Source organism: Streptomyces sp. NPDC046887 (genome assembly GCF_040644755.1).
Taxonomy (GTDB): domain Bacteria; phylum Actinomycetota; class Actinomycetes; order Streptomycetales; family Streptomycetaceae; genus Streptomyces; species Streptomyces lichenis.
Map to the genome: position 1 here is coordinate 66,406 of NZ_JBEYXH010000013.1, position 13,464 is coordinate 79,869.

Consider the following 13,464-nt stretch of genomic DNA (forward strand, 5'->3'; position numbering starts at 1 on the left):
CGCTCACTCCCCCGCGGCGGGGGCGAGCCGGGCCACGATGTGGTCCACCAGGTCGCCCACGGTCAGGGCGATGATCGCGTCCGGGTCCAGCCCGGCCACGAACCGGGCCAGGTGGACGCTCTCGCCATACCACTCGGTGAGCAGCCCGGAGAGGGTGACCAGGTCGATGCTCTCCAGCTCCAGGTCGTCGCCGAGGCGGGTGTCCCAGGTGATCTCGGGCAGCCCGTCGGCGTACTCGTGCAGGATCAGCTCGATCATCGAGGCGACCTCGGCCAGGACGGCCTCCGGGGGCGGCGGGTAGGCCGCGTCCTTCCTGGCGGAATAGACGCGTACCGGGTCGGTGCTGGTCACAGGGGGTTCTCCTCGGGGGGTGTCACCGTCCAGGCCACGACATGGGCCCGGTCGGAGTCGGTGATGAGGGTGCAGCGCACCAGATGGCGTCGGCCGCCGACCATGACGGTGAGGGCTTCGGCGGCCGCTTCGGTCACCTCGAAGTCCCGGGGTCTGCCGCCGAGCCCGGTCCCCTCGGCCTTGGCGGCGGCCTCCTTGGCCGCCCAGAAGCGGGTGAACCACAGCGAGGGACCGCCCGCGCCGGCGCATCCGGCGAGCAGGGCCACCTCCCGTGCCCCCAGGGCCGCCCGCACGGTGGACAGGGAGCGGTCGGCGACCTCCTCGATGTCGATGCCGACAGCGGCGGCGCTCTCGGCGGGCCGCACCAGGGCGACGGCGGCACGGCCCCGGTGGGCCAGCGAGAGCCGTAGCGGCGGCAGTTCGCGGCCGTACACCCCCTCGGCCCGCGGCCGGCCCTGCTCGTCGTTGCGGATGCGCAGCTCGGCGGGGTAGACATCGCCCGCGCCCTGCCGCCACAGCCAGTGGCGGACCGCGTCCTTGGCGGCGATGCGCCCGAGCAGCCAGGGGCCTCGGGCGCGCGGGGAGCGGCGCTCATAGGCGGCCCGTTCGTCCTGGCCCAGATGGGTGCGCATGACCAGGTCGCGGGAGGCGAGGTCGGGCCAGGTGTCCCGCAGCAGGGTCCAGCCCTCGTCGGACTCCTCGGAGAGGGCGCGGCGCTCCGGGTAGCCGTGCTCGCGGCGGGTGTCGGGGGCGGCGAAGCGGCGGTCCCGCCAGCCGGTAATGTCGGCCCATACCGTGCCGTCGTCCAGGGTGAGTCGGGCGTCGCAGACGACGGTGTCCTCGGTGACGGCGGTGACCGAGATCCGGCAGTGGACCCGGGTGCCGGGTACGGGGTCGGGGCCGTACAGCCGCAGCTCGCGCAGGGCGACCGGGAAGAGCACGGTACGGGTGCGGTGGGTGGCCATCAGCCAGTAGCCGAGCAGCTGCCCCACGTTGTCCAGGAGCGCGCCGGGGGCGGTGGGCACGGTGATCGTGCCGCGCGCACTGACCGGGCCGAGCGCGGTCAGCTCGGTGATGCCCTGGAAGGCCGGGCCGTGGAACATCCAGCGGTCCGCGTACAGCCGGTGCGCGGGCAGGGTGCAGGGTTCCTCGGCGGCGGCTCCCTTGCTCGCCCAGGGGGGCGGTGGGGCCGGGAAGGCGGGGGCCGTCTCCACGACCGCGCGGGCGTACGGGCCGAAGGCGGTGTCGTACCGCCCGTCGGGGCGGAGCCGCGCGGTGAGGGCCACGTCCGCCGGGGGCAGGGCGGTCACCCACTTCTCCAGGCGCAGATCGCGTACGGCGACGGCGTGCCGCCCCGGTGCGGCACGCCGTGCGGCGGCGGTGAGGTGGTGCAGCACCGTGGTGGCGGGCACCACCGGGTGGCGGTCGGCGGGCTCGGGCCAGCCGGGACGCTGCGGGAAGAAGCAGTGGTCGAGGAGGTACGGCATGGTCTCGACGGAGACCCGGAGGAGGGTGCCGCCGACGGGCTCGGGGGGTGGAGTGGGGTCGCCGGGCCCGAGGGGCAGGGCGGAGGTGGCTCGCTTGGCCGGTGCGGCGGTGGCCGGGCTCCTCCCGGGTGCGGTTAGAGCGCCCGGTGCGGTGGCGGTCGGGCTCTTCCCGGGTGTCGGGCTCTTCCCGGGTGTGGCGACAGTGCCCGGTGCGGCGTGCAGGACGGCGGCTACGGCGTGGGCGGTGTCGCCGAGGAGGGCGTCGACCTCGGCCGCCAGCGGGTGGCTGCCGTGGAAGCGGGCGAGCGGGGCGGCGGTGACCGGTGGTGGGGCGGTGACGGCGGCCAGTTCGGCGCGGAGGGCGTCACGCCGGTCCGGGTCCAGGTCGAGCAGGGCGCCGCCCAGGTCGAGCCGGACCGACGCGTCACGGGTGGTGGCGCGGCGGCTCATCTCGTATCCCTCCACCCACAACGCGGCGCGCACCCGCAGCAGTTGGGCGAGCCCGCCGTGCCGGGGGCTGTCCGCGGCGATGGAGAGGTGGTCGCGGTCGCGCAGGGTGTCGCCGACCAGGGAGGTCAGCCCGCCCGCGCCGACCTGGACGAAGGCGCGGAACCCGGCCCCGTACAGCGACTCCGTCAGCTGCCGGAACCGTACGGGCTCCAGCAGATGCCGCAGGAACAGGGCGCGGACCTCGGCGGGCCCGGTCGGGAAGGGTGCGGCGGTGGTGCCCGACCAGACGGGGATACGGGCGGGGTGGACGGCGGTCGCCTGGACGCCCTCGGCCAGGGGGGCCAGATAGGGCGCCAGCATCGGGGTGTGGAAGCCCGAACGGAACGGCAGCACCTGGCAGATGACCCCGGCACCGCGCAGTTCGGCGAGCAGGGCGCGGACGTCCTCCTCGGGGCCGCAGACCATCGACTGACCGGGCGAGTTGTCGTGGGACAGGACGAGGCCGGGGTACGGGGCGATGGCCTGGCGGGCGCGTTCGGCGGAGGCGCCGAGCGCGGCGAAGACCACTCCGGGCACCCGGAAGGTGTCGGGGTCGAAGTCGGCCAGTACGGCGTCCGCCGCGTCGGCGGCGAAGATCCCGCCGGAGATCATGGCCGCCCACTCGCCGACGCTGTGCCCGGCCAGCCCCTCGGGGTGGACGCCCTCGGCCCGCAGGGCGGTGTCCAGTACCCGCCCGGTGCGGAGCACCGCCAGCCCGTGCCGGGCGACATCGCCGGTGCCGGAGTCCGCGCGGCCGGGCGGGCGCAGCCCGTAGTGGGCGGCGACCTCGTCGGCGCCGGAGGCCGTCTCGGCGTCGAGCCCGGGGAAGAGAAAGGCCAGCCGGCCGCCGCCGACCCGGCCGAGGAGCGGGCTCGGGGTGAACCACAGATCGCTCCGTCCGCGCCAGGGGCGCCCCTGGGGGACGATACGGCGGGCCAGCGCGAGGCGCCGCGCGTCGGGCGCGACGATCGCGAGCCGCACCGGACCCGCCTCCTTGGGGTCCCGTGCGTCGAGCGCCGCGGTGAGGAGGGTGCTGTCGTCGCTGTCGAGCAGCCTGGCCAGGGCGGCCGGGGTGGCGGCGGAGAGACGCAGGACCCGCTCCGGCTCGCGTACGGCCGCCGGGTGCGTGGTGAAATGGACCGGGCGGGGTGACGGTGCCTCTTCGAGGACCACATGGGCGTTGATGCCGCCGAAGCCGAAGGCGTTCACGGCGGCGCGGCGCAGTGGGGCGTCCCAGGGCGCGGACGCGGCGAGCGGGCCGAAGCGGGTGCGCTCCAGGGCGGGGTGCGGGGCGTCGCAGTGCAGGGTGGGCAGCAGGGTGGCGTGGTAGGTGGCCAGGGCCGCCTTGACCAGGGAGGCGATCCCGGCGGCGGGCATACAGTGGCCGATCATCGACTTGACGCTGCCGATGGCGGCACGGGCGGCGCTGTCTGACGGTGACCCGAACACCTCGGCCAGGGTGGCGAGTTCGGCCGTGTCACCAGCGGGGGTGGCGGTGCCATGGGCCTCCAGGAGGCCCAGCGAGCCGGGGGCACGCGGGTCGAGTCCGGCGGCCTGCCAGGCCTGGCGGACGGCGCGGGCCTGGCCGCCGGAGTCGGGGTGCATCAGCCCGGAGGAGCGGCCGTCGCTGGCGACACCGGTGCCCCGGATCACCGCGTACACCCTGTCCCCGTCGCGTTGGGCGTCCACGAGCCGTTTGAGGACCACCACACCGGTGCCCTCGCCGATGAGCAGCCCGTCGGCGCCCGCGTGGAAGGGGCGGATGCGGTCGGTGGGCGAGAGGGCGCGCAGCTGGGTGAAGACCGACCAGAGGGTGATGTCATGGCAGTGGTGCACTCCCCCGGCCAGCATCAGGTCGCAGCCGCCCCGGGCGAGTTGGGCCACCGCCTGGTCGACCGCGACCAGCGAGGAGGCGCAGGCGGCGTCCACGGTGTAGGCGGGGCCGCGCAGATCGAGCCGGTTGGCGATCCGGGAGGCGGCCAGGTTGGGGACCAGGCCGATGGCCGCCTCCGGCCGCTCGGGACCGAGCGTCGCGGTGAACGCCTCGCGGACCCGTGCCAGTTGCTCGGCGCCGAGGCCGGGCAGGATCTCCCCCAGGGTCCGGGTGAGCTGGTGCGCGGTGCGTACCCGCTGGTCGAGCCGGACCAGTCCGGGGGTGAGGTAGCCGCCCCGGCCCAGGACGACGCCGATCCGCTCGCGGGGCGGCAGCCGGTCCTCGCCGCCCGCGTCGGCCAGGGCGCGGGCGGCGGTGGTGAGGGAGATCAGCTGGTCCGGTTCGGTGTCCGGGACGGCCGCCGGCATGATGCCGAGACCGGCGGCGTCCACCTCGGCGAAGCCGTCCACGAACCCGCCGCGGCGGCAGTAGAGCCGGTCGGCGCCCGCCTCCTGTGGGGGCGGCCGGTAGTAGGACGCGTCCAGACGGCCCGGGGGGATCTCGGTGACGGCGTCCACGCCGTCCCGGAGATTGGTCCAGTAGGTGGCCAGGTCGGGGGCGCCGGGCAGCAGCACCGCCATCCCGGTGATGGCCACCGGAACCGCCGAAACGGTTGAGGGAGAGGCGGTCATCTCACCACTCCGAGGCGGTGAGGACGACGGTGGCGGCGTCCGGAGCGCCGTGGGCGATCTCGCCGAGCAGGGCCCGGGTGCCGCTCGCCCGGTCGATGAGGGCGATCCCGCGCCGGGCGTACTCCCGGGCGAGTTCCGGGGTGACCATGCCATGGTGGGCGCCCGAAGGCGCCCAGGGGCCCCAGTGGACCGTGAGCGCGCGCCGCCCGGTGCCGCCGCGCGCCCATCGCTCCCCCAGGGTGGCGAGGGCGTCGTTGGCGGCGGCGTAGTCGCCCTGGCCCTGGTTGCCGAGTACGGCGGCGATGCTGCCGAACAGCACGGCGAGGCGGGGTGCGGCCGGCAGTTGGGCGAGGGCGTCCAGCAGTGCGCGGGCGCCCTCCACCTTGGTGTCGTACACCCGGCGGAAGGACTCGGCGTCCTTCTCGGCGAGCCGCCGGTCCTCGATGACCCCGGCCGCGTGGAACACCGCGTCGATCCGGCCGTGTTCGGACTGGATCTCCTTGACGGCGCGGTTGACGGCGGTGGAGTCGCGCAGATCGAGGGAACGGTAGCCGACCCGGCTGCCGAGGCGCGTCAACTCCTGGATGGTGGCGTTGACTTCGCGTTCCGCCAGGATCGCCCTGGCCTCGGGGTCCACCTGGGCCAGCGGGGTGCCCCGCCGGGCGAGTACGGCCCGCAGTGCGGCCAGGTCTCCCGCGGCGGCGAGGTCGGCGGGTTCGGGGGCGGTGGACGGCCGGGTGCGGCCCAGCAGCTCGAACCGGCACCGGGTGGCGGCCGCGAGCGCCGTCGCGATATCGGCGGTGATCCCGCGCGCCCCGCCCGCCAGGACGACCACGGAGGCCTGGTCCAGCCCCAGGTCGGTGGGGTCGATGGCGAGCGCCCGGGTGTCGGTGCCGAGAGCGGCCTCGCTCAGCTCCAGCCCGTGCCGCCCGGCCGGACCGCGCAGCACCACCGGTACGCGGTCTCCGGCGCAGGCCTCCTCCAGCAGCGCGTCGGCCTGCTCCGCCACCGGCGCCGAGGGGTCGAGCTCGACCACCCGGGCGTCCAGGCCCGGGTACTCGCGGGCGATGGAGCGGAACAGCCCGCCCAGTCCGGCCCCGGGGTCCTCGGCGTTCCCGGGGGTGTGCTTGGCGCACAGCAGCCGGGCGGGGGCGAGGGCGAGCGCGGCCCGCAGCACCTCGAAGGCGGCCGGCAGCACGGGTATCCCGTCGGGGGCCAGCGCGCCGAGGTGGACCACCCCGTGGAACGGGCCGTCATCGGCCGCCAGCCGCCGCGCGGGGTCGAACACCACCGCCTCGGCGCCCGCCGCCATCAGCCGGTCGGCGAGCAGCGCGCCCACCTCGTGCGAGCCGAGCAGCGCGAACCGCCTGCCGCGCAGGGCACCGGGTCCGGGCCGCTCCACGGCGTCCAGCGGCTGCCGGCGCAGGACGAAGCGGCGGGGGGCGACGGCGGGGATGAGGTCGGGATCGGGGTCGTTCACCGGTACGGGGACGGGGGCCGGCTCCGGGTCATCCGCGGACTGGCCGCCGGTGAGCCAGGCGGTGATGCCGGCGACCGTGCGGGCCCGGGACAGCTGCTCCATCCAGTCGTCGTCCGCGGTCCGCTCGGCGGCCAGCCGGCGCGCCAGTTCACCGGCGATCTCGGTGCGCTTGATGGAGTCGATGCCGAGGTCGGCCTCCAGCTCCAGATCGGCGCCGATCATCTCGGCGGGGTAGCCGGTGCGCTCGCTGATCACGGTCAGGACGGTGTCCCGGATATCGGGGACGGTGTCCGTCGGCGGTACCGCGGTGGCTGCGGAGGCGCTGGCTTCGGGCTCCAGGGGCAGCGGCGGCGCGGCGGGGGTGGGGCTCGGCGGCGGGGCGGGGAGCGGCCCCGGCACCCCGCCGCCGAGGTAGGTGAGCAGGATGTCGCGCTGGGCGGCGACCAGTTCCCGGGTGGTCCGCAGGAACTCCCTGATCAGTTCATCATCGCGACCGGTGGACCGGCCCGGGTCGTCGACGGTGGGGAGCGCTGTCATGGCGGGGGCCTCCAGGCGGATACGTCGGGCGGGGCTGAGACCGCCGGGCAGGGGGTCGCCCGCGGCGGTGCGCACATGGCGGCCGTCCACCCGCCAGCCGGGTACAGCCTGGGGAGCGTTCGGAGTGTCGGGGACGCGGCCGTCGAAGAGCCGTCCGACCCGTACCGGGACGCCCGCGACGGCGAGCCGGGCCAGGGTCTCCAGAAAGCCGCGCAGCCCCTCGTCCGGGCGGGGCTCGCAGGCGACCGCCAGATGGGGGCGGTCGCCGAGGACGCGGCCGACCAGGGTGGTGAGCACCGTGCCGGGGCCGGCCTCCACAAAGACCCGCGCGCCCGCCTCGTACATCGCCTCGATCTGCTCGGCGAACCGCACCGGGGCCGCGAGCTGGGCGGCGAGTTCACCGCGCACGGTGTCCGGGTCGGGGGCGTGGACGGCGGCGGTGCGGTTGCTCCAGACGTCGAACTCGGGCGCCCGGAGCGCGTGGTGGGCGAGGGCGTCGGCGAAGCGGGGGGCAGCGTCGGCGACCACCGGGCTGTGGAAGGCGCAGGCGACCGGAAGGCTCTTGGCGGGGTGACCGCCCTCGGCCAGCCGGTCGACCGCCCGGGCGACCGGGGCGCTGGGCCCCGAGATCACCGACTGGCGGGGCGCGTTGTGGTTGGCGATGACCACCTGGCCGTCCAGTCCGGCCGCCGCGAGCACCGCCTCCACCTCCTCGGGGGCGGCGGTGACGGCGGCCATGGCACCGGGGTCCTCCCCGGTCACCGCGAGGATCGCCGCGGCCCGTTCGGCGCTGAGGTCGAGCAGGGTACGGGCGTCCAGGGCGCCCGCGGCGGCGAACGCCGCCAGCTCGCCGTAGGAGTGCCCGGCCGCCAGATCGGGCCGCACGCCGAACCGCTCCAGCAGCTGGGCGGAGGTCAACGCGGTGATGCCGAGCGCGGGTTGGGCGATCCGGGTGTCGGTGAGCGCGGCCCGCTGCCGGGCGGCCCCGGCCTGGTCGAAGGCGGCCGGCGGGTGGAGCAGGTGGGCGTAGGTGTGTCCGGTGGTGAGGGGGCCGTGTTCGGAGGGGAAGGCCGTCATCAGCGGGGCGAGCATCCCGGGGCGCTGGCTGCCCTGGCCGGGGAAGAGGAAGGCGGTCCGGCCGGGGGAAGAGAGGTCCGCCCCGGGCCGGGTGGCGAACACGCCCTGTGCGGGGGCGGATCCGCCCTCCAGCGCTCGCCGTAGCTGTGCGGGGAGGCTCCCGGGGTCTGTCGCCACCACGGCGACCCGGATGGGGGTACGCCGGTTCCCGGCCCGTCGCCAGACTGCGGCGGCCGTCTCGCGGAGGCTGGCCCCGGGGTCGGCCTCCAGCTCGTCGAGCAGCCGGCGGATCTCGCGGTGGGCCGCCTCCTCGTCCTCGCCGCGGAAGGCGAGCAGCTCGGCGGGCCAGTGCGGCAGGGCATGCTCGGGCGGTGCCCCGTTCTGGTAACCGCTGAGCACCACATGGAAGTTGGTGCCCCCGAAGCCGAAGGCGCTGACCCCGGCGATCCGCCGGTCCGCCGGGGCGGGCCAGGGGCAGGACTCGACACGGAAGGCGAACGGGCTGGTCCGCTCGTCCCATCCCGGGTGGGGGGTGCGCAGATGCAGGGTGGGCGGCAGGACGCCGGTGTGCAGGGCCATGGTCGCCTTGATCAGTCCGGCCAGGCCCGCGGCACACTTGGTGTGGCCGATCTGTGACTTCACCGAACCCAGCACGCAGCGCCCCGGCTCGGCGCCCGCCTCGGTGAACAACTCGGTGAGCACGCCCAGTTCGGTGCGGTCGCCGACGACCGTGCCGGTGCCGTGCGCCTCCACCAGGCCGACCTCGGCGGGCGAGATCCCGGCCGCGGCGTAGGCGCGGTCCAGGGCGGAGCGCTGGCCCTCGGCCCGGGGCGCGGTCAGGCCCAGGGAGCGGCCGTCGCTGGCACTGCCGACGCCCTTGACCACGCCGTAGATCCGGTCGCCGTCGCGCTCGGCGTCGGCGAGACGCTTGAGGACGACACAGGCGACGCCCTCGCCGAGCACGGTGCCGTCGGCATCCGCGTCGAAGGAGCGGGAGCGGCCGGTCGGGGAGAGCGCCCGCACGGAGGAGAAGAGCAGATAGTCGTTGATGTCGTTGTGCAGGTCCGCTCCGCCGCAGAGCATCATGTCGGCAGAGCCTGAGGTGAGTTCCTTGCAGGCGGTGTCCAGGGCGGCGAGCGAGGAGGCGCAGGCGGCGTCCACGGTGTAGTTGGCGCCGCCGAGGTCCAGGCGGTTGGCGATGCGCCCGGAGACGACATTGGCGAGCATGCCGGGGAAGGAGTCCTCGGTGAGCCGGGGCAGTTGCTCGGTGAGGGCGTCCGGAACGGTGTCCAGATAGGACGGCAGGGTGGTGCGGAGGGTGGTGGCATGGGCCAGGTCGCTGCCGGACTCCGCGCCGAAGACCACACCGGTGCGCGTCCGTGGGAAGTCCCGCCGGTCGTATCCGGCATCGGCGAGGGCCCGGGCGGCCGTCTCCAGGGCGAGGAGCTGTACGGGTTCGATGGCGGCGAGCGAGGCGGGCGGGATGCCGTAGGCCAGCGGGTCGAAGGGGATCTCGGGCAGGAAGCCGCCCCAGCGGGAGGGGGTGGTGCCCGGGCGCTCACCGGTCGGGTCGTGGTAGGTGGCCTGGTCCCAGCGCTCGGCGGGGACTTCGGTGACGGCGTCCACCCCGGTGACCAGGTGGGACCAGTAGGTGGGGAGGTCGGGGGCCTGGGGGAACATACAGGCCATGCCGACGATGGCGATGTCCAGCGGGGCGGCGGGGCGGCGGGCGTCCTCGGCCGGGGCGCCCCGGGTGGCCCGGAGTTCGGCGGCGCGGCGGCCGGTGTGCTCGGCCGCTCCCGCGGTGACCGCGCGGTGGAGTGCGGCGATGGTGGTGGTGCGGGTGCGCAGTGCGGCGACCTCGCCGGCCATGAACATCCCGGCCTCGTGCTGCCGCCGCTCGTCCACGGGGCGCAGCCGCCCGTCCTGCCGTTCCAGGCCTTTGCTGGCGAGGCGCAGCCGTCCGAGGTTGAGGCGTTCCAGGCGGTCCCAGGCCTCCCGGTCGGGTACGCCCTCGGCGGCCAGCCGGGCGCGCTCGGCCGCGTACTCCTCGGTGTAGGGGCTGGGGACGCAGCGGGTGGTGTGCCCGGGGGCGCTCTCCAGCAGGACGGTGCCGGTGGCGTCCAGGACCTGCCGCTGGAAGCCCTCGCCCACGGCACCACTGGCCACGGCCTCGGCGGTGGTGAGGTAGGCGGTGCCCATGAGCACACCGACGGCGGCGCCGCGCGCGGCCAGCGGGCCGGCGAGCGCGGCGGCCATGGCGGCGGAGCACTCGTCATGGATGCCGCCGGCCAGCAGGACCTGGAACTCGGCCGCCGACGGGTGCTGTTCGAGGACGGCGAGCTGGGCCTCCCAGAGCGGGAAGCTGTTGCGCGGGCCGATATGGCCTCCGCATTCGGCGCCCTCGAAGACGAACTTGCGCGCACCGGCGTCGACGTACTGGCGGAGCAGGGCCGGTGAGGGGACATGGAGGAAGGTACTGATGCCGGCCGCCTCCAGTTCGGCGGCCTGGCCGGGGCGGCCGCCGGCGATGATGGCGTGGCTGGGGCGGGCGGCGCGCACGGCGGCGAGCTGGGCGGCGCGCAGGGCGCTGTCGGCGAAGCCGAGGATGCCCACGCCCCAGGGCCGCTCGCCCAGCGCGGCCCGCGTGCGGACGAGGAGCTCACCGGTGGCCTCGCCGTCCAGCAGGGCCAGCGCGAGAAAGGGCAGGCCGCCGTCGGCGGCGACGGCCGCGGCGAACGCGGGCTGGTCGCTGACCCGGGTCATCGGCCCCTGGGCGATGGGCAGCCGGGTGCCGAGGGTGCCGCTCATCGGGGAGCCGGGGAGGAGGGCGGCGGCGTCACCCGCGCCGCGGAGCGCGGCCGCCCGGACGGCGGCGACGGCGCGGGGCACGGTCCCGTACTCCTCGGCGAACCGGGCGGCGAGATAGGCGTCCTGCCCGGCCGGCAGTCCCGCTCCGGGGCGGCCGGGGCGCAGCGACCGTACGCCGTCGATGACGGAGGTGTCGGTGCCGTCCGCCGAGCGCAGGGCGGCGGCAGCCTCCTCGGGCAGCCGGGACTCGGCGAGCAGGGCCAATTGGACGTCCAGGACCACTCCGGCCGCGCCGCCGGCCACCGCGGCGGCGGCGGTGCGCGGGCCGATGCCGCCGCAGGCCCAGACCGGGTGCTCGGCCAGTTCGGGGTCGGCCAGCAGCGCCTGGAGGAGGACGAAGGTGCTCAACGCCCCCGCTCGCCCCCCGCACTCACTGCCCCGGGCGAGGAAGCCGTCCACGCCTTCGGCGGCCAGCCGCCGCGCCTCGTCGGGGTGGCCCGGCTCGGCCAGCACCAGGCAGTGGGCGGGCAGCCGGGAAGGCTCCCAGGCGGAGTCGGCGGCCAGCACCACCACGGCGGGGAACGGGCCGTCCAGGTCCTCCGGGGTCAGTGCGCAGTGCGGTCCGACCCGGATGCCGTAGGTGCCCGGGGCGGCCAGGTCCCGCAGTCGCGCCAGGGCGGCCCGGGCCGTCCGGTCGCCGTCGCCGAGGTCGAGCACTCCGAGCCCGCCGCAGCGGCTGACGGCGGCGGCGAGCCCGGCGTCGGGCAGGCCGAACGGGCTGATTCCGATGACGAGTTCGCTCGACACGGGACGGGTCATGACACCTCGAATCCGACGTGGGGGTGGAGGGAGGCCGGGTCCGCCCGGCCGCCTCGGGGGTGGGGCGCGATGTGGGCGCCGTACCCGGGGGCCGGGGAGAGCGGGGCACGCGGGATGGGCGCGCCGGGGCCGGGAGGGGGTGGGGGGAGAAGGGAGCGGGGCCAGGGGGCGGGGGCCGGGGGAAGGCCCCGGGGGGAGCGGGGACGGGGGCCGGGGGAAGGCCCGGGGGGAAACGGGGACGGGGGTGCGGTCAGCAGTTGGGGGTGGCGGGCTGGTCCGCGAGGCGGTCGGCGAGGAACGCCGCCGCTTCGGCGTTGCCGGCCTGGATGGGCCACATATGGTCCTTGACCGGGGCGAGGCCGTCGGTGTCGTACGCCTTCCAGGTCACGTTGGCACCGAGTCGGCACAGGGCGGCGCGCAGCCGGGCGCCCTGGCCGGCGTCGACCAGGCTGTCCTTGGTGGCGTGGTAGAGGTACACCGGCACCTTCAACCGGGTGGAGCCGCCGAGGGTGTTCTCGGTGTAGCGCTTCTGCCAGGCCGGGTCGGCCAGCGGGCTGCGGGTGGTGAGGTCGGAGAGCGACCTGCCGCCGTAGGTGGTGAGCAGGTCCAGCGCGCAGGCGTTCCTCTCCAGTTCGGCCACGGCCGCGCGACCGGCGTCGTTGAGGGCGTCGTCCAGCCTCAGTTCGGGGTAGGCGTGGTCCAGGCCGATGAGCGCGTCGAGCAGGAAGCCGGAGCCGGGGCCGCCGTTGAGGGGCAGCGCCACGTCCACCAGGCTGGCGGGGACGCCGCCGGCGACGACACCGCGGACGTTCAGCTCGGGCGCGTAGCCGGGCTGGGTCTCCCCCGCCCATAGTGCGGCGCCGCCGCCCTGCGAGTAGCCGCGGAAGACCACCTTGGCGTCCGGGGAGAGTCCGGTGGCGGGCAGCCGCTGCGCGGCCCGTACGGCGTCGATGAGCGCGGGTCCCATGGACGTGCCGACCACATAGGTGGTCCTGGGGTCCGGCCGGTAGCCCTCGTAGTCGGTGACGGCGACCGCGTAGCCCCGGGCCAGCATGTCGTTGACGACCCACTGCTCGTACAGCGCTCCCCTGGCCATCATCCGGGAGGCGGCGCAGCGGAAGGCGGGGCCCTGGGTGCCGGGGCCCCAGCCGATGACGGGGAGGGTGGCGGGGTTGCGGCCCTTGGGGACCAGCACGGTGCCGGTCACCGCGTCGGGGCGGCCGAGGGCGTCCGTCGAGAGGTACATCACCTGCCAGGTGTCGGCCAGCCGGTTGGGGGTGGGCTGGGGCAGTTCGACCTTGCGGGAGCGGATGACATCACCGGGCCGGCCGGTCGGCAGCGGGTTGGGCGGTACGTAGAAGTCGTCGCTGGGGAGGGCCGTGGCCGTCATGGGAGTCGCCGGGGCGGCCTGGGCGGACGGCGGGGTGAGCGCGCCGGCGAGGCCGAGCGCCCCGGCGAGGGGCAGTGCGAGGACGGTCCGGACGCGGCGGCGCCTGGGGGGAGCGGACATGGAGCGGCCTCCTGGGATGGGGCGAGATGCGGTGGCGGCGGCACGGTGGGGGGACGGCGGCTCGCGGACCGGTGCGCCCCTCGCCGGCGGATGTCGGAACGGACCGGCCGTCGGCATACGCACCGACAGAGCAGTCGACAGTGCGGTCGACGGGCAGTCGACCGGGCAGGGAAAAGCAAGGGGCAACCGGATACCGGCCTGAAAAGCTACTCCGCCGTACAGCGCAGGGTCAATGAACGGATAGCGGGAACAGGCCTTTTGCGAACGGAGTGAGCAGTCGGCGCGGGCCTTTTGTCACCGGGGCACAACCTCCGCCACTGGCCATCCGCGGGTGAGGA

4 protein-coding genes are annotated in these 13,464 nt (G+C 75.8%); all 4 read right to left on the reverse strand.

Going from position 1 to position 13,464, the window contains the following annotated elements:
• Positions 1-3: 3 nt before the first annotated feature.
• Positions 4-351 carry an acyl carrier protein gene (locus ABZ945_RS15250; RefSeq protein WP_361268724.1) on the reverse strand — a complete coding sequence of 116 codons (348 nt, stop codon included), beginning with the start codon at positions 349-351 and terminating at the stop codon, positions 4-6.
• Positions 348-4,892 (reverse strand): beta-ketoacyl synthase N-terminal-like domain-containing protein, encoded by a 4,545-nt coding sequence (locus tag ABZ945_RS15255; protein ID WP_361268727.1) that lies wholly within the window; start codon positions 4,890-4,892, stop codon positions 348-350. The genes ABZ945_RS15250 and ABZ945_RS15255 overlap by 4 nt, the downstream gene beginning before the upstream one ends.
• Before the next feature lies 1 nt (position 4,893).
• Complete coding sequence (locus ABZ945_RS15260; protein ID WP_361268729.1) at positions 4,894-11,616, reverse strand: SDR family oxidoreductase; 6,723 nt, start codon at positions 11,614-11,616, stop codon at positions 4,894-4,896.
• Positions 11,617-11,866: 250 nt separating this feature from the next.
• Positions 11,867-13,126 (reverse strand): lipase family protein, encoded by a 1,260-nt coding sequence (locus ABZ945_RS15265; RefSeq protein WP_361268732.1) that lies wholly within the window; start codon positions 13,124-13,126, stop codon positions 11,867-11,869.
• Positions 13,127-13,464: the final 338 nt, after the last annotated feature.